The 24,453-nt window shown below is 38.2% G+C and carries 25 protein-coding genes; 3 read left to right on the top strand and 22 right to left on the bottom strand.

What is annotated here, in order from left to right:
* Window positions 1–24 precede the first annotated feature (24 nt).
* From cutC to JZO85_RS06670, 21 genes are all read right to left on the bottom strand, one after another.
* Entirely contained in the window at window positions 25–2,565 is a 2,541-nt protein-coding gene (cutC, locus tag JZO85_RS06570; RefSeq protein ID WP_207107708.1) for a choline trimethylamine-lyase, read from the bottom strand.
* Between the two features lie 17 nt (window positions 2,566–2,582).
* Window positions 2,583–3,995 carry an aldehyde dehydrogenase family protein gene (locus tag JZO85_RS06575; RefSeq protein ID WP_207107709.1) on the bottom strand — a complete coding sequence of 471 codons (1,413 nt, stop codon included), beginning with the start codon at window positions 3,993–3,995 and terminating at the stop codon, window positions 2,583–2,585.
* Between the two features lie 140 nt (window positions 3,996–4,135).
* A complete protein-coding gene (locus tag JZO85_RS06580) occupies window positions 4,136–4,441 on the bottom strand; it encodes a BMC domain-containing protein (RefSeq protein WP_207107710.1) in 306 nt (101 codons plus the stop codon).
* Between the two features lie 245 nt (window positions 4,442–4,686).
* Window positions 4,687–4,983 (bottom strand): BMC domain-containing protein, encoded by a 297-nt coding sequence (locus JZO85_RS06585; protein WP_207107711.1) that lies wholly within the window; start codon window positions 4,981–4,983, stop codon window positions 4,687–4,689.
* Between the two features lie 12 nt (window positions 4,984–4,995).
* The gene (locus JZO85_RS06590) at window positions 4,996–5,280 is read right to left on the bottom strand and encodes a hypothetical protein (RefSeq protein WP_207107712.1); all 285 of its coding nucleotides are present in this window, start codon (window positions 5,278–5,280) and stop codon (window positions 4,996–4,998) included.
* Between the two features lies 1 nt (window position 5,281).
* Complete coding sequence (locus tag JZO85_RS06595; protein ID WP_207107713.1) at window positions 5,282–6,292, bottom strand: DMT family transporter; 1,011 nt, start codon at window positions 6,290–6,292, stop codon at window positions 5,282–5,284.
* Between the two features lie 11 nt (window positions 6,293–6,303).
* Window positions 6,304–6,588, bottom strand: coding sequence for an ethanolamine utilization microcompartment protein EutM (eutM, locus tag JZO85_RS06600; RefSeq protein WP_207107714.1), 285 nt, complete (start codon window positions 6,586–6,588; stop codon window positions 6,304–6,306).
* A gap of 572 nt (window positions 6,589–7,160) precedes the next feature.
* On the bottom strand, window positions 7,161–8,009 hold the full coding sequence (locus JZO85_RS06605; RefSeq protein ID WP_207107715.1) for a MerR family transcriptional regulator: 849 nt from the start codon (window positions 8,007–8,009) through the stop codon (window positions 7,161–7,163).
* 771 nt (window positions 8,010–8,780) lie between these two features.
* On the bottom strand, window positions 8,781–9,620 hold the full coding sequence (locus JZO85_RS06610) for a CPBP family intramembrane glutamic endopeptidase (protein WP_207107716.1): 840 nt from the start codon (window positions 9,618–9,620) through the stop codon (window positions 8,781–8,783).
* 106 nt (window positions 9,621–9,726) lie between these two features.
* Complete coding sequence (locus JZO85_RS06615; protein WP_207107717.1) at window positions 9,727–10,644, bottom strand: sensor histidine kinase; 918 nt, start codon at window positions 10,642–10,644, stop codon at window positions 9,727–9,729.
* Between the two features lies 1 nt (window position 10,645).
* On the bottom strand, window positions 10,646–11,317 hold the full coding sequence (locus tag JZO85_RS06620) for a response regulator transcription factor (protein ID WP_207107718.1): 672 nt from the start codon (window positions 11,315–11,317) through the stop codon (window positions 10,646–10,648).
* Window positions 11,318–11,525: 208 nt separating this feature from the next.
* The gene (locus JZO85_RS06625) at window positions 11,526–12,761 is read right to left on the bottom strand and encodes an MFS transporter (RefSeq protein ID WP_207107719.1); all 1,236 of its coding nucleotides are present in this window, start codon (window positions 12,759–12,761) and stop codon (window positions 11,526–11,528) included.
* A 4-nt stretch (window positions 12,762–12,765) separates the two neighbouring features.
* Window positions 12,766–14,433, bottom strand: a complete 1,668-nt coding sequence (locus tag JZO85_RS06630) for a glycoside hydrolase family 43 protein (protein WP_207107720.1) — start codon at window positions 14,431–14,433, stop codon at window positions 12,766–12,768.
* Window positions 14,434–14,768: 335 nt separating this feature from the next.
* On the bottom strand, window positions 14,769–15,674 hold the full coding sequence (locus JZO85_RS06635; protein ID WP_207107721.1) for an AraC family transcriptional regulator: 906 nt from the start codon (window positions 15,672–15,674) through the stop codon (window positions 14,769–14,771).
* Between the two features lie 136 nt (window positions 15,675–15,810).
* On the bottom strand, window positions 15,811–16,722 hold the full coding sequence (locus JZO85_RS06640; RefSeq protein WP_207107722.1) for a hypothetical protein: 912 nt from the start codon (window positions 16,720–16,722) through the stop codon (window positions 15,811–15,813).
* A 27-nt stretch (window positions 16,723–16,749) separates the two neighbouring features.
* Window positions 16,750–18,519, bottom strand: a complete 1,770-nt coding sequence (locus tag JZO85_RS06645; RefSeq protein ID WP_207107723.1) for a hypothetical protein — start codon at window positions 18,517–18,519, stop codon at window positions 16,750–16,752.
* Between the two features lie 109 nt (window positions 18,520–18,628).
* The gene (locus JZO85_RS06650; RefSeq protein WP_207107724.1) at window positions 18,629–19,072 is read right to left on the bottom strand and encodes a hypothetical protein; all 444 of its coding nucleotides are present in this window, start codon (window positions 19,070–19,072) and stop codon (window positions 18,629–18,631) included.
* Between the two features lie 83 nt (window positions 19,073–19,155).
* The gene (locus tag JZO85_RS06655) at window positions 19,156–19,275 is read right to left on the bottom strand and encodes a DUF3789 domain-containing protein (RefSeq protein ID WP_207107725.1); all 120 of its coding nucleotides are present in this window, start codon (window positions 19,273–19,275) and stop codon (window positions 19,156–19,158) included.
* A 65-nt stretch (window positions 19,276–19,340) separates the two neighbouring features.
* Window positions 19,341–19,859: a D-alanine--D-alanine ligase family protein gene (locus JZO85_RS06660; RefSeq protein ID WP_347401788.1), complete on the bottom strand. Its 519-nt coding sequence runs from the start codon at window positions 19,857–19,859 to the stop codon at window positions 19,341–19,343.
* Window positions 19,810–20,169, bottom strand: a complete 360-nt coding sequence (locus JZO85_RS06665; RefSeq protein WP_207107726.1) for a hypothetical protein — start codon at window positions 20,167–20,169, stop codon at window positions 19,810–19,812. The genes JZO85_RS06660 and JZO85_RS06665 overlap by 50 nt, the downstream gene beginning before the upstream one ends.
* Complete coding sequence (locus JZO85_RS06670; RefSeq protein ID WP_207107727.1) at window positions 20,141–20,341, bottom strand: hypothetical protein; 201 nt, start codon at window positions 20,339–20,341, stop codon at window positions 20,141–20,143. Before JZO85_RS06670 ends, JZO85_RS06665 begins: the two co-directional genes overlap by 29 nt.
* Window positions 20,342–20,769: 428 nt before the next feature.
* Between JZO85_RS06670 and JZO85_RS06675 the strand changes: the two genes are divergently transcribed.
* Both JZO85_RS06675 and JZO85_RS06680 read left to right on the top strand, forming a co-directional pair.
* Entirely contained in the window at window positions 20,770–21,414 is a 645-nt protein-coding gene (locus JZO85_RS06675) for a histidine phosphatase family protein (RefSeq protein ID WP_207107728.1), read from the top strand.
* A 266-nt stretch (window positions 21,415–21,680) separates the two neighbouring features.
* Entirely contained in the window at window positions 21,681–22,523 is an 843-nt protein-coding gene (locus JZO85_RS06680; RefSeq protein WP_207107729.1) for a DUF4393 domain-containing protein, read from the top strand.
* 174 nt (window positions 22,524–22,697) lie between these two features.
* Here the strand turns inward: JZO85_RS06680 and JZO85_RS23105 are convergent, their stop codons facing one another.
* Window positions 22,698–23,240 carry a hypothetical protein gene (locus JZO85_RS23105; RefSeq protein ID WP_242550247.1) on the bottom strand — a complete coding sequence of 181 codons (543 nt, stop codon included), beginning with the start codon at window positions 23,238–23,240 and terminating at the stop codon, window positions 22,698–22,700.
* Window positions 23,241–23,686: 446 nt separating this feature from the next.
* On the opposite strand from JZO85_RS23105, the gene JZO85_RS06690 reads away from it, so the two are divergent.
* Window positions 23,687–24,340 carry a hypothetical protein gene (locus JZO85_RS06690; RefSeq protein ID WP_207107730.1) on the top strand — a complete coding sequence of 218 codons (654 nt, stop codon included), beginning with the start codon at window positions 23,687–23,689 and terminating at the stop codon, window positions 24,338–24,340.
* Window positions 24,341–24,453 lie beyond the last annotated feature (113 nt).

Genomic DNA, 24,453 nt, shown 5'->3' on the forward strand with positions numbered 1-24,453 from the left:
CCATTCCAAGCTCCAGCTTATATTCTAAAATTTCGTCAACATTGTCCGTGAAATGATTTCATCCTGCACGTCTTTACATAATTCCACGAAGAATGCACTATACCCTGCAACTCGGACGATCAGGTCGCGATATTGTTCAGGATGCTTTTGCGCTTCAACCAATGTATTGTTATCTAAATAGTTAAATTGCATTTCTCCATTACCCAAATGACAAGCTGTTTTCAGCAGCGTAATCAGACTTTCCTCACCTTCTGGTGTATCAAGCAAACCAGACATAATCTTAAAGTTATGGACCATTCCGATATTCATGCTGTCATTAGACATTTTGGAAATCGATTTAATAATCGCAGTCGGGCCTTTAAAGTCCGCCCCTTGTGTTGGACTAATTCCGTCAGACAATGGCGTCCAAGCTTTCCGGCCGTTCGCAGAAGCTCCGGTCATTTGACCAAACGGAGTATTGTTTGAAATAGACAACGTTCCGTGACTTAATACGGAATACAATGTTTTATATTTACGGTGCTCCGCTTCGGTAAAGTTGATTAAGTCAGCCGCAATTAAATCGGCATAATCATCATCATTCCCATATTTCGGTGCATTCAGACAATCAGTTCTCATACGATCATAATTAACAAAATCGGCTTTTAGTCCCTCATTTAGTTCCTGCAACGAGTATTTCTTCTCATCAAAAACGAGCTTCTTGATCGCCGCCATCGAATCCGCATAAGTTGCCAAACCTGACCAAACCACCCCTGGTCCAAAGTTATACATCGCACCGCCGGAGGACACATCTTTTCCATTTTCCATACAGCCTTCATACATGATTGACATCAATGGTTTTGGAGCAAGATCACGATGAACACGTTGTGAAATCACCGTAGCGACATCCGTCCATTTGGTGATATATTTTATTTCTTCTTTCACAGCCTCTTCGAATTCTTCATATGTCGCAAAACGAGACAAGTCTCCCATATCTGGACAAACCTGTTTGCCATACCACAACGGCACACCCTTATTCATCACAAGCTCAATACAGATCGGCCATTGGGTATAGGCTGTTGACGTCCATTGATATAGACGGCCAGATTTTTGCGGCTCAACACAGCCCATCAAGCAGTAATCTCTCGCGTCCTCAATGGATACTCCTTTAGCCAACATCATTTTGATATGTGTATCGTCAAAGTGACATGCCGGGAAGCCCATCCCTGCACGAACAACATCAACAATTTTTTTCAGATATTCCCGAGGTGAATGGGTGTGAATTCGACAAGCGAGTGATGGCTGATAAACCTTCACATGACGCACAGCATCCATCAATAAGTAAGTCAATTCGTTCGTTGCATCACGTCCTTGACGAGTAACCCCGCCGACACACATATTGACAAATGGTTGATAACCTGCGAAAAATTTCGAACCGCCTTCGCTGGTGATCCACATCATTTCTGACATTTTGATCAGCATACAGCCAGCTAATTCAAAGGCTTGGAATTCGTTCATGCGGCCTTCTTCCAAATCAGCTTTAAAGTATGGATACATGTATTGATCGACCCGTCCAATCGACATACCTGTTTGATTTTCTTCTACAACCAGCAAGGATTCGATGGTCCAGACTGCTTGAATGGCTTCCCAGAAATTCTCTGGTTTGTGAGCTGGAACTCTGCGGTTCACTTCCGAGATTTTTAATAGCTCAGCCTTCCGTTTAGGGTTTGTTTCCTTCGCAGCAAGCTCTGCGGCATAGTCTGCCATCCGGCGCGCATAGATCATAACCCCTTCAGTTGTATCGATGATTGACTTATAGAAATAGATTTTTTCGATATCATCTGGATTTTCATAATCTAACTCCTCCAAATGCGCTTTCGCTTCATTTTGGATGTCGATCATGCCTTTTTTCATTAAAATAACATCATAACCAGGGTTCGAATCGCCACCACCATTTAATGCATGGTAGGAACAATCGGATACAAATGATTCGCCGGATAATTCCCATACACCTGCTTCGCGGTACTGATCTTCACAATACTCATCAACAGATTTGCCTTTCCAGAATGGGAAAAGCTCTTCGCGCATGATTTTTTTGTCTTCATCCGAAATGTAGAACGGATCTTGCGCACGGCTGCCGATCGTATCAATTTCATCTTCCATCCAACGCCATGCAATATCAGGAGAAAAAGCTCCAGCCCGAGGTTTGCCGTTTGGCGCACCCACGATTAATTCATGGTCTTGAATAACTAATGGTGCTGTTTCACAGCAATAACGGAAGCATTTAGCTCGTAAGACAATTTTTGGCATACCGGGATTCTCTTTGGCAATCTTAGTGATCGCTCGAGCACGATAAGTCGTGATTGACGGTACTTGCTCCAAATAATTATCTTTAAGCGCTTGCAAACGTTTCGTGATCCCATCTGGAATCGCAGTACCTTCGTCAGATGCCAAGATTTCTATCGCAACATCATCTTTTTTTACTTCGTCTGATACGGTAGCGAACATTTTCATCAAGGCTTGTCTTTCTTCTGAGCTTAATTCTTTTGTCGCCTCAGCCAATTTCGCTGAAAATTCTTTGATGTCCATCTATTTCCCCCACTTTACTATTCAATGATTTTCTTTAAGATTTTTTCCAAAAGTGCTTGCTGATCGATCGTGATCGGCTCTACTTTTTCTCCTGCAAGACAGATTTCTTTAGTCGTACTGTAGCCGATTTGCCGAACATAAGTGAAATCCTTCGCGGTAATGTTTTTCGCCACATATCCTCGACCCGTTGTCATGCCGCCTAATATCATGGACACCGGCAAAGTCGAATCAAGCCCGATTCCGGCAAAGCCTGCTCCTGTATTGACCAGCATACGTCCAATCGGCTTTTTGAGACCAAACTCGCGAATGATCGCCGAATTTTTCGAATGAATCGCCAAGGTATGACCGTTCCGCTTCTCCTTCAGCAACTGAATGCATTTATCACAGGCATGAATCCAGTCCGATTCCAGATAATAGGTCATTACCGGACAAGGCAGCGCATTCGTAAATGGATTCTCTTCAAAAATGTAAGGCTGTTCCGATACTAAAACACGCGTTCCTTCAGCAACTGGAAATCCAGAAATCTTCGCCAATGTTTTCGCATCTTTACCGATCACTGTCGGATTCACTTCGTTATCTAGAAATAATTTACTCAAAAGCTGCTTTTCTTCGCCAGAGCTCATAAAATGTGCCCCGGCACGAATCATCTTTTCTTTGACTTCGCTGGCGATCACACTTTCCGCGATCACAAATTGCTCCGCCGCTGGCAGCAAGCCGTTGTCAAAGCCGCGGCTAGTGATGATTTCATCTACCGCGTGGTCAATATCTGCCGTTCGTTCAATAAAGACTGGCGTCGAACCGATGGCGCCATAAATGGTCGGTTTGGAGCAGTCAAAATAGGACGAATGTCCGATATTCACTACTAAGGCGACCGCCGCCTGTTCGGTTAGCACACTGATTCCTTCAATCGCCGTATTTTCCATAAAGCAAAAGCTGGACTTTGGAAAGCCGGCGTTACTTTGTTGGAAAACATCATAAAGCTTCGCAACGACTGCTTCTGTTCGTGCCTGCGGGATTAAAATAATCGTATTTCCACCCTTCAATGCACTGATTGTGGCAAAAAAAGCATTCAACAGAATATTTTCTCCCGGTAGAATAGCGGCAATCACTCCTAACGGCACACCGATTTCCTTCAATTCGCAAGTATCCTCTAAAACACCAAGGACCGGTTCATGCAACGATTCAGCAAATTGATCTAAGAAAATATGCCACAAAGATAATTTATCCTTTTCATTTCCCTTGCCTGTAGCGACAACCTCAAAGGCAACGAGCTCAGGCAAGCTCTCTTTCACCTCTGTGATAAGCTTTTTCAGCATACGATCAATGGTTTGCTGATCATAATCCTTTAACAAAAACTGAGCATCACGAGCGGATTCAGTTAAGATGCGGGCTTCTTGGATCGATTTCAAATCTTTATCCACAAACTGCATGTTCCCTACTCCTTTTTCATATTGATGGATTTATTTTTCTAAATTCAGAAAAAATAAATCCGATTTTCAAGCCGTATATCATCCAACATCCTTTTTTTGTTTCCATTTTCGATAAACTTGAAAAAGCTGGACTGAAACCCTTATGCTGGAAGTAATTGCTCCAATGAATAGCGATCGATGATTTTCCCTAAATCAATGTGCGGGCTCGGAATAACTACCGAGCTATAAACCTCCGCACCCATTTCTTCTACAGCTGCGACCCCTGACTCAACCGCTGTTTTGCACGCAGCGACATCGCCTCTGACAATGACTGAAATATAGCCGGAAGCCACATTTTCATAGCCGACTAGATCAACATCAGCTGCTTTACACATCGCATCGGCTGCTTCTAAAACAAACACCAAACCGAATGTCTCGATCGCTCCGATTGCTTCATATCTTTCCATTTTTTCACTCCTTATTCGTATGAATGTATTCATTTTTCATAAACCGAAAAATGAGTCCTATTCTCATGCCGTATATCATCCAACTAGTTCTTATTCAGTATTTTCCATTTCTGTTTTATCAGTTTCTTCTCAAGATAAACTGCGAAAGAGTTGGACTGCAATCCTAACTCGTATAAATGTATTCATTTTTCTCAAACCAAAAAATGAGTCCTATTCTCATGCCGTATATCATCCTATTTGCTTACTTATTGGTCAATATCATGAACTGAAACGATATCTCCTACAGCGTGAATTGGTCTTGGCATCACATTTTGTGCCGTTAATGTGCCGATTTCTGCTGCAGCTTTGGCACCTGCTGAAACAGAGGCTTCTACCGCAGCGACATCGCCTTTGATCATGATCGTAACCAAAGTAGAACCGATATTTTCATAAGAAATCAATTCTACATTCGCCGCCTTCAGCATTTCATCACAGGCCCTCAATGCTGGAACCAATCCGACTGTTTCGACTAATCCTAGTGCTTCTTCACCTTTATACCTCACCTGTAAGCCTCCTTACCCTTTACGATATGCGGCATCGACATACTTAGAGACTGTTTGCTCGCCATCTTCTGTAATTTGATAACGCATCACTAATTCATTTTCACTATCTAAATCGTAGCTAGTCATCTCTACTAAGCCATTCGCCTCAAGAGCTAACAGATGATCTAGATACATTTTTTTATTAAACTGACCTTCGTTTCCATAGTCCTTTTTCAATGCGGACATGACACTTTTTACATCCACTTCTTCTCCATCGGACATATAGTTCAAAACAGCCATTCGACTTGGTAGAACCATCTTAAGCATCTCCTTTTCTGAATAAGTCTAAAGGATTCATTGTTACGATAATGGCGCCTAAAACAATGACGACAGATCCAATGACGATCGTAGTAGTAAATGATTGTCCCAAGAACATAACGCTGAACAACACCCCCCAGAAGGCATAGGTTACATTCAATGACATCCCGATCGCACAGCCGACCATCGAATTGGCTTTATACCAGCACACGAAGGATGCTGCGGCACTTAAGCCTGCCAATGCCAACCATAAAATCGGGATACCAGCAGCTAACGTCCCGCCTAACAACTTAAGTGCGCCAATAAGTGGAACGATCAGAACTAAAACAGCTAGTCCAGAAATCAATTCTCGTAAATTAACCGCCACATCTGTATCGATCATGGCACCGCCGAAGCTTGAGAACACGCCCTCAAGTCCCCAGCAAACTGCGGCAATTAACGCACAAATAATTCCTAGTGTGAAGTTTGGTGCGCCCTCTGGTTTTACAAAATTAATAATGATAGCTCCCATCACACATAACACCATTCCGAAAACTACCCGTTTAGTTGGTTTTTGTTTTAAGAAAATCCACGCGAATAAAGAACCAAATAAGCTGCAAGTCGCTGAAATCGGAATCGCATAAGCACCTGCTAGCGCAAGTCCGATCAAATAAGCACCGTTAGCAACTGGTCCGCCCAGCAAAAAGCCTACAACAAGCATTTGACCCGGTTTGGTTTTCAATGTTCTCGTCAACTCTTTTAAACGACCCTGTTTTGCGTTATAGAATAATAGCCAAATCCCGGCGAATAAATCGTTCAAGCCAGAAGCCACAAAGGGAGCCGCCAAAATACCCGCAGCGCTGGCCAATGGATTGTAACCACTTGCCACCACAACTAACGTGGAATATATTCCGTAGGTTAACCCAGAAAATAACCCATTTCCGAGCCCAGCAATCTGAAACTTTTTACCGACCGCTTTCATTTTTGCCTCCGCAGTCGCGGATGTTTGCATTACACTTTTTTCACCGTCCATCTGAATTCTCCTTAATCATTTGTTGTCGCTGGAAGAATAGTCTCAACTTCACCATGTGGTCGAGGAATTACGTGAACAGACAATAATTCACCCACTCTTTGTGCGGCTGTTGCTCCTGCATCCGTTGCAGCTTTGACAGCACCTACATCGCCACGCACCATAACGGTGACAATACCACCGCCTACAAGCTCCTTTCCAATCAAGGAAACATTAGCAGCCTTGACCATTGCATCCGCCGCTTCGATTGAGCCCACCAGCCCTTTTGTCTCTACCATTCCCAAAGCATCGTACTTCATTTGTGTTCCTCCCGTTTGCAGTTCGCACTCAAACCGCTTTTATTTTTTGCATCTTCACTTTAGGTCGTTCCCTTACGGTATAAGTCAATAAAATAATTTAAAAAAATTGTGCGCTGATACACAATCTTTATTTTTGATACAGATGCTATTCTCAATTAACTGTATCAATCGAGAACGGTATATCGTCGTTCGCCTAACAAAATTGATTTATTCCCGAATTTATACTAATTGTTTACTTACAATCATTTTTTACCCAACGAAAAACGGCTTATTTATAAATTAGTACAGGATTTAGAAAAATTAATTTCGTTTTTATCGCCAAAATTATTTTTCCGCCATTTCCGCTAAAATTTTTCAGCAAATCTTAGCAAATGAAAACGATAGAAAATTATCATCCTTACGAACAATCCCGTTTTATCAACGTTTTTAGACAAATTATTGCTCTTTATCGAAACCTTGCCCTTAGAGACAATGCTGCGAGTTATTTTATTTTTTCAGAAAATCACCACACATTTTTTCAAATTTTACCGTAAAAAATAGCCCAGCAGCACGAGGCTGCTAGGCTATTAAAACTACATTTTCGTTGCAGGTACCATAATTTCTGTCACAAACTTATTCGGATCTTGAGTGGACCAATAATCAATGACATAGCGCTCATAACAGTTTGGACCGATTTTATAGTTGTGCTCCGCGGCCCATTCTTCTAAAAGTTGATATTTTTTAGAAATATTCTTATGGTCCCCTAAATGGTACAGACAAGCAAACATCTGTCCACCGTAATCTTGCCTTGGTATTAAATATTTACTATTTCGAACAGGCTTTTGTACGACCGTCGCATGTTTGATAATGCCCTCTGCCTTTGCCTTATAGTCAGAAAAACTTAGAATAACCGGTCCAGTGATCTCACTTTCAAAATGCTCTAAATAATTGGTCCACTCAATATTTATAATTGATGCCTTGTAATCGTATTCAAAATTTTGTTCTAAAAAGTAATAACTATCGCGATCAATATACTTCAGACTGATGTTGTTCACATTATTTTCCATGGCCATCGTACCTTCGTTTAACAACCCTACCCAATCAGATACCGACTCATGGCAATTTTGAATGCGCTCCTCTTCCCTTTTCAGCTCATCAAGCTTACTCAAAAAGTTCCGTTGATGAAAAAAGTAATCCGTCGTGTCAGAAATTCCAGTCATTTCTTGCAGGCGAAAACCCATTTGCTTGTAGTACTTCAGAATCGGAATCATCATTACGGTATCTTCGCTATAATATCGATAGCCATTCTTTGGGCTGACATGATCAGGTATAAGCAATCCTAATTCCTCGTAGAAGCGCAACGTCTTTCTTGAAACGTGACAAATCTCTGCCGCTTCGCCAATACTGTGCATCATTTTCTTCACTCCCATCCTCGTTGTCATTATCTAACCACCCTTTACATAATTTCTCTAAAAATTATGGGTCGTTCTGTTATAGTTGTCAAGTAAAATTCTGATCTGCACTATAACAGAAGAGCGAAATTTGTGAATAAATGCATTTACGTCAAGCTTTCTATCGCCAAATAATTATTTTAATTTTAAAAAAAATTTTTGAATCAAATTTAGGATTTTCACCTAAGTTTTTTATTGAATCCTTATTTTTTAAAGCGAACTAAAATAACGTTTTAATTATTTTTTCAAGTAGCTGAACAGACTTACTTAGGGCAGCTAACTTCATACTCGATCTTTCCTGTTAACAGTATGCCTCCAGCTAAAAACATACTATTACCATATACTTCAACAATAGACCTAAAGTACATTGAATCAACTCCCCCTCTTCCCCATCAAATTCTTTAAAAGACTTTTAATAGCACATTGGTTTATAAAATAACTATAAACACTACCTTCATATTTGGGTTTCCAGAAAAATTCACCCATCTTTTCGAGTGAAATATACTGCCTCCATTATTTCGTTTTCACTTAAAAATTTCTTTACCTTTTGATCCTTCATTTTGAGTTTTTGGATGGAAAAAACTGTAATCATGTTTTCATAGTCCTTAAAACATAAAAATGTCATAGTGAAAATCAGTTATTTTTGGCTTCCAATACCAAACCAAAAAAAGAGATTTTCACTATGACTTGTTCTTACCGTGAAGATCAATATCGTTCAATTTTTCCTAATTAAATAAATCAAAAGGCTTAATAATTATACCGTCATATATCAGACCTGTTTCTCTTCCATACGCTTTGAACCAACAAGAATACGATGGCGACAACGTACCCTACCATTGCAAAAACAGATGACTGAATACCAAACACACCGCCGGTCAAAAGGATATTTTTGTCTTGCATCACGTATTGAATAGGCGAGATTGGATTCTCAACGTTACTCATCATAAAGATTCCGCTGCTTACAATCAGGTTCCAGCAAAAATGATACAAGAAGCTGCACCAAATCGTGCCAGAAAAATATGCTCCCATTGAAAAAAGTACACCAGTTAACGTGCCCGCCACAATGACCAGCAAACATTCCTTTAAGGATAAACGTCCGTTTAATACATGTAAAATTGCAAATAGCAGCGAAGGAACCAGAAAAGCAATTCGAAGGGACCATTCTCTTTCGATAACACGCATGATTACTCCACGAAAAATCATTTCCTCTGTTAAGCTCGCCAATAATCCCGCACCCAACACTCCTGGTACAAGAACCGTAGCAAGCTGATCCATGGGCTGATTTACTAGAGTGAATGACCCTCTGGTGAATAGGATCGTAGCTGCGACTACTCCCAGGGGTAATAATAGCGCTAAGATGAACCACTTTGCTTTGAAATGAATTCGATCAATCCGAAATTCAGCCAAAGGCTCATTGTACGCAAGTTTTATTAAGACACGAATAGCAATAAACGTAAGTAATAGATCGCTTGCTATAAATAAAATCATACTCCCCTGAAATGGCAAAGACAGCTTTAACCACTGGGCAGCGACTGGACGGGTGACAAAGGAAATAACTAAGCACAACAAACAAACGACAATACTTTTTATTTTGGATTTCATGATTATTCCTCCAATTAATGATTCTTTATTTACTCTCAGCATAATGCTGAATGCTTAATTCAAGAATCGATAAACATTAACTGAAGATTAAAAATCCATCAATCATCTACTTCGGGAGTTTGATCAGAAAGCCCTTTGTATAGTCCGAAATATTTTCAACTAGCTGAATCGTTCCGTTATGCTTTTCAATAATCTGCTTCGTAATTGCCAAGCCCAGCCCAGTTCCCGTTTTGCTTCTTGAAGAATCTTCTTGAACAAAGGGATCAAATATTACTGGAATAAACTCTTTTGCCAATTTTTTACCACTATCTGCGATCAACAGCTCTAGCTGATCATCGACACGCAGCTGAATCAATATCTTAGTTCCCGCTGGATTATGTGAAAGAGCGTTGACCAGAATATTATGCAACGCTCGACCAAATTCCAATGGATCGATCACTGCTTTTACAGGAGTATTCGATACATCAATCTGCAACTCCATCTTTTTTTCCTCAAACGCAGCATAATGTGACGCAACAATTTCTCTGATCAACCGGCTGAAATCACTGCTTTTTAAATGAAGCGGATAATCTGTCCCCTCCAACCGTGCATATTGCAGCATCAACTCTAACATTTGATTGCTTTGATCGGCTTTGTCATAGATCGTTTCCAGCATCTGTCTTTCTTTTTGAGGATCTATATTTTTTTCCTCAAGCAACAGCTTCGCATAGCCTAATACCGAAGTGCTCGGTGTTTTTAAATCGTGAGCGATCGTAGCAAATAACTGTGTCTTCTCCTGATTATAAGCAACATTCTCAAGCTGAATTCGTTTTGTAAGAATACGGATGAAAATGTATAGAATAAGAACAAAGATAACTACTTTAACAGCTGTTACACCAAAAAAACCTGAAATCATCAAAGATTTGCTCTCCGAAAAGGCATTCGTGTAGCGAATAAACAGACTATCAATGACCGTATTCAGCAGTACCAATGGAATGGTTACTCCTAGAAATAGTTTAATTAGAAATGACCGTAAATTTTGCATACTATTTCTCCATTCGATAGCCCAGACCACGAATCGTATGAATTCGTGATTCTCCGACCTTATTTCTGAGCTTGCTGATGCACACACGGATCGTATTATCATCGACAGCGTCAGCATTTTTCCAGCCAGTTTCATAAATTTGCTCCTTAGAAAACACCTGCCCTGGGCTGTTCATAAAAAGAAACAGCACCTTAAACTCAACAGAAGTCAACTCGATCTCCTCCATCTCACGGATAAGGATGCATCGATCTAAGTCCAATTCTAAATCAGCCACCTTCAAGCTGCCCTTCATTTTCCGATCATTGCCCAAGTCATATAGTCGACGGAGATTGGCCCGAACTCTTGCAACGACTTCAAGTGCATCAAAGGGCTTGCTAATGTAATCATCCGCGCCTAGATCCAACCCGAAAATTTTATCTGTTGCCTCCGTTTTAGCAGAAAGAATCATGATAGGCACATTACTTTTTTCTCGAATCGCTTTTGTTAATTGAAACCCATCTATCTTTGGCATCATGATATCTAATATAACTAAATCAATCTCTTCTGTTTCAAAGATTCTCAATGCTTCTTGACCATCATGAGCGTCAAATATTGTCATCTGATCTTTTTCCAAATAAAACTTTAACAGCTCTACGATTTCTTTTTCATCGTCAGCGATCAATAGTTTAGGCATCTCTATTCCCCCTCAGTGAAAAATTCGCTTACCTTTATTATATTCTACTGCCCATACTAATGGACACGTTTATTTCATCATCCAAGGCAGCAACTACTATTGATCACTGCAATAAACTAAAAAACCAGAGTTCTAAGTATAGAGAAACTCTGGTTTATTGCAGATTTTTTTCAGGTTGATTCTATTAAAATATTTCCAATATCACTAATTAGCGAGTAACAGACTTGATAGACAGAATGGAAATTCCTCCGATTGCGGAGAAAATGAACGACACAATAAAAATAGCAGAAAAGCTGAATTGTGAAATAACAAAAGCCGCCAATACCGGTGCGATTGCCTGAGTAATCGTGTTACCCAGATTATACACGCCAAGGAAAAAGGCAATTCGATTCTTGTCAGGTATCACCTCTAGATTCAGTAAGTTATCTAAAGAATTCCAAATGCCCATCCCTAACCCTGCTGCGAAACCATAGATGATGATTCCAACATCATTTTGCAGAAAGAACATGCTTAAAGCGCCGATTCCTAAAGAGATTGTAGACAGACCAACGGGCAGCTTCAACACTTTATATTTGTCAGCTAAAGGGCCTGCAATGAATCCCATCGCGATTCCAAATATCAGCATGATCGTATTGATCAATTGGATAGATTGCTGCGTCCCAACTGTGCCTTTGTGAAGAAAGTCCGTCATAATAAATAACAGATATCCAGTAATTGAGAAATTTCCTACTCCTTGAAATAATTTTCCAATTAGGGCTAAATAATAATCCCTGCTGATCGACCAGCTAGGAAAAATTGCTAAGGATTCTTTTAACGTCTTTTTCTCCTTCTTAGCAGATTCCTCAAGCACTTCGTCCAAATTTGACGGTTCTCTAACAATGATCGCAGCAAGCAATGTGCCGATAAACGTAATAATTCCAAAAATGATGAAGCCGAGTCTAAATTGGCCTAAAAACATAGCCGCAAAGATCGTAAAGCCGTTGTTTCCTAACGCCATTCCTAATCCGCCATATGCACCTGAAGCAGTTCCTTTACCGTCCTCCGGTGCGAGATCCAGCCAAGCAACCATTGGCGCAACAATGAAATTCAACGCGATTTGTCCCAGCATCCAGCTGATTAGAAGAAAGGGGATACTATTTGCCATAGAAGCTAAGATCATTGAGATCATAAACGCTGTCGCACCACCGACTAGCCAAGGCGTTCGTTTACCAAAACGAGAGCGCGTACGGTCAGAAAGATAACCTGCAACCATATTAGATACAGCCGCAAAAACCATTCCGCATGTAGAAAACAATGCAACAAGCTGAATTTTATTCTCTGCATCAATTTGTTGGATCAATGCTGGTAAAAAAAGACTTGCCGCAGCGATATATGGTCCTAACCAAGATGCGGGTCCAATAATCAGACCAGGTACGAGGCGTTTTAATGAAACAGTATTTGTCATTTTTTTATTCTCCTTTGTTTCCTTCTTTGTTCTTCACCGTGTAATAATCAAAGTCCGCGTAGGAATCTCTTTGATGTGCATCAACAGAGCCGATAAAATTGAATAATGCGGTGAATCCGCCGATTTCTCCTGGTTCCCCATTCACCCCTTCATCAGAGAGATAGGCAACATCGATTTTTTCAGCAAATCGTTCCCATTGACCATCCTTCAGATAAAGCAGATCTGCTAAGCCATTGTCATAAACCAATTTCAACTCTACTGAGCCCTCTTCAATCGATAATTGATGATAAGGATACTCGATTCTTTGTCCAAGCTTTGCTTGTAAAATCGTTAACACGGTCGTTTCTTTTTCCTCCGAATAAGTTAAATGAAGATATAGCCAATTATTCGAATCATAATAAAGGCCCATTCCCGCAGTTTCTGAATAATGATCTGGATGAAATTCTACTTTTGTCTGAACCTCATAGTTGAATGACGTAGCGCGTGTCGCCATGATTGCTGGGTTTATCTGTGAAAAGAAGGAATTTTCTCCATAGATACGCAGATGCCCCTCTCTTTCCTTGGTATTTACCCAACGATTTTCTTGCTCACGATATGGCGTCATAAATCGTAAATCATAGTCTCCAGAAAAATCATCATTGACATCATGAGAAAGAGGGATTAATTCTCCACTGTTCACCATGGCCTCTATTTCCATCTTCGCTAAATTCGACCCGTCTGCCATTTCTAGCCAGCCCTCCTCAGTCCAATGCATTTTCTGAATAGAAGTTTCTCGCCCCAGCGGATTTAGCAAGGTTCCTTCAAGTGGACGCGACATCAAATGTGGGATATACCACTCGCCAGTTGTCGTCTCAACTAATGAGCCATGTCCAGCCTTTTGCATGACCGATTCAGGATTGTACATTTCAAAGTGTCCCGCATCAGGATCACCCAATGAAAAAAGATGTCTAGGTGCAGATGTGATAATTGGTTCACCTGACGGATGCGGCTCATAAGGACCAAAAACAGTTTTCGACCGTCCAATCTCTACCCCATGCCCATAACCTGTCCCGCCAGCAGCGATCAATAAATAGTAGTAGCCATTACGTTTATAAATTTGCGGTGCTTCCGCACAACCTCTTGTCGTAAAGCCATGATTGATCCGATGCCAATCACCAAGAATACCGCCATTCTCTAAGTCCGCCTCCGCAATAACAATATGTCCAGGCGCTTGATATCCCTCTCGCGTTTCCCACTCTAAAATTGCCAAGTAGTGCTTTCCATCCTCATCATGGAAAATCGCTGGATCAAATCCGATTGCTGTTAGAAAGATTGGCTCAGACCACGGTCCAGTGATATCATCCGCCCACATAGCATAGGAATCAGAATTGAACTCGCGTCCAGCCATATTTACCATATGCGAATAGGCTAACCAGTATCTTTTAGTCGTTTCATCATAAGATAAATGCGGTGCCCAAATGCCTGCAGGTGTATTCGTCCCTCTTAGATTGACCTCACCCTTTTTCAGTACATAATCAATCAACTCCCAGTTTGCTAAATCTGTTGATTGAAAAATTTGGATCGCAGGATTCCAATGAAACGTAGAAGTTGCGATATAATACATTTCTCCTACTCGAATAATTGATGGATCCGGTGCCATGCCGGGAATAATTGGATTTTGAATAGTTGCCATTTAGATGTTCCTTTCTCTTTAGCTATGAGCTAAGTCGTCGTAAATCTCTTTTGTTGCGCCATATAGTTTTTTATCGCTGAATGTCTTCTTTACTTGGTTCGAAGGGACCCCTTTCAGAATAAAGTGATAAGTAATTATGACGACGCTTTCAACTCTACTTATGCTAGCTGCTAAATATTCGAATGACATAAGGCTTTCATTGAAATCGTTTTCCTTATCATGCATTTATAATAAAAGATTCAAAACGATAGTTATATATCAAAAATCGGGTAACTTTTACCATTTTCCGTAAGAAAAAAGACCAGTGCACAACTGGTCTTGTGAGAAATCCCTATTTAATTAATCTTAGAATTTTTATGATTTAACTGCCTATACTCATTCGGTGAAGCATTACACCATGTTTTGAATTGTCTAGAAAAATGAGAAAGATTTTGATAGCCGACCACCTCTGCGATCTCGCTAATAGAAAGATTCGGCTGATGCAGTAAAAATTTGGACTCATTATAACGAAGCTGATCCAAATATTTTTTAGGACTGACACCATAAACCTTTTTCAATACCTTCAGCATGGTACTTTCACTGATGTTCAGATTCGCTGCTACATAATTCATTGATAAAAGATACCGATTTTCTTCTGTCGGATACTTCGTAAACTTCCGAAAATTCTGTTGAATGGTATCCGCAATTGCTTTAGCTAAAACCAAAGATGAATTATCCGATGATTCCATCTTGATTTTTTCGTAATTCGCATAATCAAGCAGAGCAATAACTAGTTCAATCAACAGCTTCTCCACGATTAATTTCTCTTTCAGACTAAAAGATTCATTGTCCAGCAACTCTACATAGGTGTGTAAGATACGCGCAATATCACCATATGCCTCATTCTCTTTTCTGAGAAGAATCGGACAATACATAAGCAATGTTTGTTGGATACTCGGATCATCAATATCAAAGTGCGCGCAAAAATATTTCAAGCCTTCATTAGAAGCACAAGAATTTTCATGTGAGGTTCCTGGCGGGATCAAGACTATACTTTCTGCAGAAAAGTCATACGCCCGACCACTAAACGAAGTATGCTGAACACCTTCTAGAATGATCATCACTTCAAAGGAGAAATGTGTCTCACGTTCAGCAATCCAAGGATATTCGACTCGTTGCTTATGTCCGCCAAATAATTTTATATTCGTGTTGATCTCCGGTAACGTCACAATTTTATTGAGCCATTCAGGATTCTCATTCATCCATCTTTCCTCCAAGCCATCATTTGCTACACATATCATATCATTGTTATCTATTTCACTAAACCTGTATTGTTATTAAAATAACCTTTCGGGGATAAACTAAACTGTTAAAAGAGTCTTAATATACAATACTTATCTAGTTGATAGTTTGATTTTTTACGAAACTCAAACATTCATTGTACGAACCAATGACTTCATCCTTCATGTATTCAAATGTTGAATCTTGCCACAATGTTTCATCATAAATTTCTAATCCATAAAATGTTTCAGTTATGTCTTTCCACTCATCCTCTTTGCCAGATTGTTTGTGTATAAAAGTAATCACTTGATAAGATCCATTTTTTGCTTGAGAAATAAGATGATAATAACCTACATATGATCTTTTATTTTGACTTGACATATTCAGCATATAGGCAGGATCAAAAACAAACAAAACCAAATCCGTATTCTTATAGGTTTCTCGTTTATATCCTATTTCCTGTTTTTTAGTAGGTAAATTGAATTGATTCCAATATTTTGGTTTTTGTATTACTGCTTGAATAGTAGTTAAATTTGTTGAGCGAGTATCAATTGTGAGTTTTGAAAATTGCTCATTATCATTCGGAAGAGTCTTAATTGTTCGAACCTCCTTTACAGTCATTTCATCATCCTCATACCTTCCTAAATAGAAGTTTTGTGGTTCTCCACTTGCTTTTTGCTTTTTAAGCTTGAAGGCAATATAGGGGTTTAAGGCCCATCCTTCATCATTTTTGACAATTTTGTTCATTTGAGTCCCGCTCAATTTTAGATTTACATTATTCATCGAGTTGTTGTAATTGCTTCCGACGAAGAAGACTACTACAGTAAATAGTACGGAAACAAGTGAAGTAGGATTCTTAATTAATTCTATGAACCACTTTCTCAATCCTTGAAAAAATGTTAAGTTTTGATCAGCTTTGTTTTTTTGTACAATTTCTTCTAGAAGAGTGATTATTCGTTCATAAAATCCATTTTGCATCATTTTCATATTCTGCTTTTTTTCTTTTTCAATATTTTGTTTTTTTTCCATAATACTTCTCAAAACTCCATTTTATTTTTATGGTTTACACGCAATTCGAGGCTGCACACCCATTTCACGACAATCATTCACAAAACTAGATAGCAACCAAATAATTTGTACTGTTCGCTTGTTAGGTCCTCTATCAAATTGATCAACTAGATCCTTTTTGGAAATAAAATCGACAACAAGCCAAACTCTTTTTGTCGAACTCGATGCATAGGCAGTCGTCCTTAACATTTCAATTGCATTTGAAATGTCTCCACCTACAGAAGTAGTCAGTCTGTTTATCTTTGTTTTTCCATAAAAATTTCCCCAAATATTTCTTTTATTATTCAGGTCCATCTTTTCTACATTGACAATACTTCCTAAATTTTTTAATGCCTGACTAACCACCACATGAAATGCTGAAGCTGATAATTTCCTTGTATGATCACTTTTGGCATGATAGAAACTTACCGTTTCATTTTCTGTTACGGAAATATAATCTGCTACCTCATGCCCCAAATCATCACAAATCAAGTAGTCCTCATTACTAAATGTATTCTCGATAAAAGAAAACAGTGAGTTATCTTCAAATTTTACGCTATTCATATCTACCTTTCCTTTTTCACTTGTTGTATTCATTAAATCTGCATACGGATGGAAAATTGAAAGAAAAGATTGAGTAGCTCTTTCCATTTGATGATCATAGAAAAGTTCATTTTCTGTATACGCATATTCGATATCAGAAAAATTAATTAACATTTGCCCAGACTCATTAATGATATCTAAGAAACTAATAGTCTCATCTTCAAAATGAAACTTTAGCTTACGCAATTTTTCCGAAATTATTTTTAAGCTTTTTTTATTCTTCTTCACGTAAACATCGTTAATGTGAGGATTATTTACTTTATAATAATTTGCACGAGAGGATTCATGCGATAAATCGAATGATTGGCAATCATCCTTCATAAAGATTCTGCTAATCTTTTCTTTATCTATTTCTAAAATGCTTTTCTCATCATTTGTGTAAGTTACACTGTCACACCCATGAAAACATTCAATCAAACCAGAAAAATCAACCAGAACTGTGGCTGGATCTAAATCCTTTAATTTACTTTTATCCACTGGATGTGCGAAGCTTTGCATATAGTTATCACTAGGCAAATAACTTTTCAATTTATCTACTATACTGATTGCCCAGATACAGAATTCTGTGAACATTACTTTTTTTCCTGGTTCGGCAACTTTAGATGTCGTCAAACTCACAGTATAATTAATTCCATCTTCATTTTTAATTTTGTATGATCCAACTAGCTGTTTACTTGCACTTAAAGGAGAAAAAGAGTCAGCCAAATTATTTGCCTCCACAGTACGTTTTCTGATTGATGAATTATACGATGATATATTCGTATTTTTCATCGAAAACCGTTTAAAAACAGTTCCATCTGTTATTAAAAATCCTGATAGATTCTCATATTCGACGCGTTCAACTATGCTTTCCAAGGCTCTCTGTAATCCAGTAATATATTTTGAATTTATAATTAGATACCCGTTATATTCAATCATCAGTAAATATCCATAACTATTCTCTTTAAGGGGACTGTTTACTAAAAAGGTTGGTTCTTTTTGTAGTTCAAATACAAAAAAAGAATACCTGATCTCTTTTTCACCAATTTTTTTCTTTTCCCCTTTAACGTTATGCCTGAAATTACCTGTTTTATTTTGTGAAACCTCCCCTGCAATCTGACTTATTTGCCTTTTTGAAAGCAGCTTATCCACTTTAAAAAAATAAGAACTGCTATCTAACTTTAAATATCTTTCCATGTCTATTTAATCTCTCCTATATACTAAATATACTAATATCAATACTTTATTCTATGCACCTCGCCGCATAACGAAAGTTATTTTAATTCCACTATTAAACAAAGCTGATTCATAGCTGATAATCTATTGAGATTGTCCATCCGTCATAAACTGCCCTGCTTGCTTCGCGTATATTCTTACTTGCTTCTTTTTCTGCCGCTAGTGCTTTACTGAATATATCAGCCATGTTTTCCGGAAAATCGCAGGCGACTATTTTTTCAACCCACTGCGTTTTATCATTCATCGGCAAACACTTAAATTCATTGATCCTCCAGACATAAGTTTCTAACGCTTGGAACAATGATCGTTCTATTTCACGTAGCTGTTGTTCGCCAATCTCAATCACACTTATCAACTCCTGCAATTCGGAGTGACTTTCACATTGACCCAGCTGTTGGAAATAAATCGCCTTCGTTTCTTCAGCACTGTATTCTAATGACTCGATCAAGCCTTTAATTTCTTTTTTCAGTGCACCTTCAGATGAAAACATCCTCAATCCTATATTCTTTTCCATTTTTCTCACCACATTCTTTTAAAAAATGAACGATTCGTATAAGAGTTTCTTTTTGTCATACTGACGTGTAATTCCTTTTTAGACTATTCCCGCAACTCCTGTTTCTCCTTGCTATCGGACCTTCCAACCTGTACTAAACACATTACTGCTACTCCAATAAATCCTCCAAGTAGGAACAGTCCCAGACCAATTACTACATTCATTTTCTTTCCTCCATTTTCCAAAACTCCAGCTTGTTGCAGCTCCTTCGTACCTCTTTCAACACAGCCTATTTTTCATATTTTTTCAACGACTCCTTAATAATGCATTCACACAATTCACTAAATCGAAGCCCCATGGCCCCGGCAGCCTGTGAATATGAACTGTTCAAGGTCATACTTGGCAAAGAATTGATTTCAGTCGCAAAAATACGATTGTTTTTATCCACTAAAAAATCTGTTCTCGAACAAACTGACAACCCTAATATCCTATGAAGTTTCACTGCTAAAACGTTGAGCTGGTCTGCTAACTTATAATCTATTTTTGCAGGAACAATCCCTTCCGTTCGCCCCTTTTGATATTTATTTTGATAATCATAAAAACCTGTTTTAGGGATCATTTCAATTATTGGCAGGACTTGATTTCCAAGTATTCCTACAGAAAAATCTCTTCCTTCTATTTTATCTTCTATTATTATTCTAGGGTGATTCGAGTAATGAATCGCCTCTTTTACCGCAATTTTCAAATTCTGCTCCGTTTCAACTACAGATATCCCAAGACTGGAGCCGCCATCTATCGGCTTTACCACCGCTGGCAACAATATTCGCCTTTTCCCATTCGTAATTTTTAACAGCCTCTGTCGCCGTTTTATCAGCTATCTTGTCATTTATTTCTGCTGGTATATCATCTAGTACATCTTGTACCAATTCTTCTTCATCATGAGATTTTAAAATAGATTCGTTCTCCGTTATTCCAAACGATCCCAGCAAACTTGAGAAGTCATCACTAATAACAATCTCACTTTCAACCATAGGCATGATTCTTAGGTCAGGATTATCCTTGATCAAATCAGGTAATGTTTTTACATTTCTATTTTGAATTTCGATTTGCTTTTTCATTTACCTTCCCCTCCAACAACTCCGGTTTCACATCCCTAATAGTCGACTCATGAAATGGTGGATAAGCAAGATTATGATCTGTAATCAAATCATACTTTCTCTCTCCACACTCACAATTACCACAGTAGACAATTCTTACTGTATGTTGCTCAATTAATTCTTTTAGTTTCATTGCAAAAATTTCCTCATTACTACCGTTCGCGTTTGAAACTGCCAACATACTCTTGCTACAATGAAATAGTCTAGTTAATAGACATAGGGCTAGGTAACTAACTGACAAATTAGCTTCCCCACTAGCCTTTAGACTGCCGTTTTAAAATGCGGCAGTCTTTTTCCGTCATAGCTTCTATTACCGGATCTTTTGAACATATTCTTCAATCTCTTTTCTCTTTTTCCCCAGCTTTGTCGTGCTTTCAATGTAGGCAAATTTTCTTGACCTTACTTCCTGTAGTTCTTTTTTAAACTCCCCTTTCGTCAACATTACTTCTTCCTACAGCGTTGTTCTGAGCGAGTGGTTTTGCTATAATGCTAGTAATTTCTTGGTTCGACTATTGCCGATAAGGTGAAGCGATTACATAGGTTTATTTCGGAGGATAAAACATGAATTCAACAGTTACTTTCTACGTTACTCGACATGGGGAAACATTACTTAACCGATTAAATAAAGCACAAGGTTGGGCAGATTCTCCACTAACTGAAAGAGGAATCCAAACAGCCACACAATTAGGACTGCAACTGAAAAATATCCAATTTTCGGCTGCATTTTCAAGTGATACATCCAGAGCTTTACAAACTGCAAAAACCATATTAACTGCACAGGGGCAAAATGAACTGCAAGTTATTACTGATTCAAGGCTCCGTGAGTGGTGTTTGGGCTGCTGGGAAGCAGAAAATAATGATAAGTTCATTTCCAGTATGATGAATGAATTACAGATACAAAATGATTTTTCAGAACTTAATTTTCGTCTGCCAGAAGTTCATGAGGTTATTTATAAATCCGACATAACAGGGATGGTTGAACCGTTTCATATGATTACGGATAGATTGGAAAGTTTTCTCAAAGATACAGCTGATAATTTTATTCACTTGAATAATCCAAACGTCCTGATCGTTACTCATGCTTTTACTATTAAAACATTGCAGTATTTGTTTTCAAAAGAAATGTTGCGAACAAAACCTAAAATCAAAAATGTCGATATTATTTGTATTAAATGGGATGGTAAAAGTTTTTCTATCCTTACATGATAAGCATAGTACGCCTTTACGGCTCAGGGCGATAATGCGAATTAAGAAAGGTTCTGGAAATATGGCGCAAGATATTTACAACAGCCAATATGGAAATATGAAATCTATCGAATCGGATTTTATTGTAACATCATAATGTTTAGCAGCTTTTTCAACTGTTGCTGACAGATACTTTTCTACAATTGAATGAGTTAATGTAGATTTTCTTTTTTTGTAACCTGTTTTCATATATAATTCATTTAAACTATTAATAAGGAGTTGAAATTATGGATCCTTCTTCATTTTTTCCGATTATTTCAGGAATGTTAGGAGGTGCAGCCTCTGCAGGTCTATTCAAAGGTCCAATTCAAACTGTTGAAGACTGGTGGTACATTAATTTCGGTCACACATCGAGTGAAAAGGCCGAGATGCTTCGCGCTAAACAGAACGCTAATATTGACGCATATAAAACTTCTCTACTAGAAGAAGCATCAAAAATTGATCCTGCTAATTTAAAAGAACCTGAACTAAAAATATTGGGTCCTGCCCTTGAAGCATCGAAATATTACATTGAGGACGAACCTTTGAGAATCATGTTCGCAAAATTAATTGCATCCTCTATGGATTCATCTAAAGAAGACATCGTCCATTCGTCGTATGTTGAAATTATCAAACAGCTGACTCCCTTGGATGCAGAAAATCTGCTATCTATTCATACAACAGAAAACGAAGCCCTTATTTGTTCACTTAAAAAGAACTATAGCACTGGCGGATATGATGTGGTATTCTCCAACCTATTCTTAGGAAACGAGAAGTCGATTCCTCAAAGTCGTATTAGCCCCTCTTTAGATAACCTCTCAAGATTAGGTTTATGTGAAATAACCTACCAAGAACTAAAAATTAAAGAGGGTATTTACGACATTTTTAAAGAAACGGAAGAGTATCATCTTCTTGATCAAGAAATAAAGAGACTAAACAATGAATACGATGAAATCCGTAGAGTTGCCGTCGAATTCCCCTCATCGAATATCGATGCCGATAGGGTACCAGTTTTATCCGGACCTGAAATCCAAAAAGGACTAATTAGAATTACTCCTTTTGGTAAAAACTTTTGCGCTATTTGTCTTTAGACAGGTAGCTTTTTATTCGCTTAGTTTCTTCTTCAAAAGACCTATCCATCCATTTCTCAATCATCCTCATTTGAAATTTCATCATAAGAAATGAAACGATTCCTGATGAAATAATCGATAAAATAATTAGTTTGATCATTTGATTTCCTCTCCTCAATGGCGTGGATCACGGAACTAAATTCCAATGAAAATCTTCACTACCTCGTCAATATCATTTCCATAAACTTCATATTCAAAATCAGAATTTAATACTTCAAAAACCGCTGCGGTTTTGTAAGACAGTTCATGTTGTTCTCGTTGCGTCCACATCATTTCTATATCTTTTAGTAAACCTAGCTGATTATCGTTTAATTTCACTTTTTCTATAGTCGTACTTGATGGAGCGATTTGATGTAGCTTCTCCATTTTTTTAATTTCTGAATCAATACTTAATGATTCGAAACCTGCACCTTTTAAGGCGTAAAGATAACTTCCATGCTTATAAACTTTATGTTTGATTGTCTTCATTCGCCGTCCTCCCGTAGTAAAGATTTCTCTCAGAAACGTTGCATCTGTGTCAGGCATATCCAATTTTTGGAAGCTTAAAGTGTATTGAACCGTAATGCCACCGTTATTCCGTTTCCAAAACTCAGCCATCGATTGAAAGTTCTGCATGATTACATATTTCTCTCCGTCTAATCGCCCTATTTGAAAATCACATGTATTGTTTGTATTCATAAAACCTCCTTGATAAACTTCGATTAAGGAAATCATCTCATTTCTTTGATTTTCTTGAAGCGTGATCTCCATCTCAATTTTACTGATACTCTTTTCAAGAGATGAAGATCAAGGGTTTTCATCTAAACTGACATCTGACAAATCACCATAAACCCAGAGATTAAGCTCTAATCTTGATTTATTAAGGTTCCATTTTAAATAAAGGATTTGATCCTCTAAGTCTTGATAATCTTTCAGCCATTGGAATCTCACAATCGCCACCCCTTATATGTTATAATTTTACTTAGCTAGGTCATCTCTTTTGAGGTGGCTTTTTTGGTTGTTTTGCTAAATTGTCAGAATATTCCCGATATTCTTAAAAAGAACCAAGCTTTTGGTAAAAACCCTTTTAGTACCTTGTCATCTGTTACAATTGAATTGTAAGAAATTTAGCGGGAGGGGCTAACATGAAAAAATTTATTCTTTCATTCTTTTTCGGATTAATTTTCTGTTTGTCTTTGGGAACTGTTGACGCGTCTGCTGTTGAAACTAAAAGTACACCTTTGACTTTACCTTCCAATTCAAGTTTGTTATCAGTAACTTCCAATGAAGTCGATGCCCTACCTCTGAATTCATCGGAAAATGCCTTATTCGAAGATTATCCATTTAAAAGAGTTTCTTGGTTTCCTTTAGGGAATACCGGAAAACGAGATGATAGTGAATCCGCTGAGTTTTATTATAAGTTTAAAACAGATGAAAATGGAGATATTCGTTTTAAATTAGATATAACATCACTTCCACTACAAGAGTCTTCTCACAGTGCATATATACGAAGTGAGTTCTCATATTACATTCCTCACTTTGATCCGGAAGATGATTATTACAAATATACTAGTGAAGATTTTATAGATAAAACTAGTCGCATAGGATTCCGCAATAGAGATATTGGTTATACTGAAAATGCTGTTCCAAATGCCGAAGGGTGGGTTCGCTTAAAAATTACTAATATAAGTAATAGTGCAACTCAGGGTTTGCATCTTTTCAAATTGGGTGTAGTTATTTCTCATGATGATAGTGGGGAAATAACTTGGGATGAACTGAAAACCTACTACAATCAATGATTTGCTAAATCCATAGAAATATGTGGGGCACAAACACAGTTTTTTATAGATACTACTGTAAAAGTAGCACATAGTTTGGGATACGAAATTTATATCTTGAATTTACACTTTAA

Source organism: Candidatus Enterococcus murrayae (assembly GCF_017315985.1).
Lineage (GTDB): Bacteria > Bacillota > Bacilli > Lactobacillales > Enterococcaceae > Enterococcus_A > Enterococcus_A murrayae.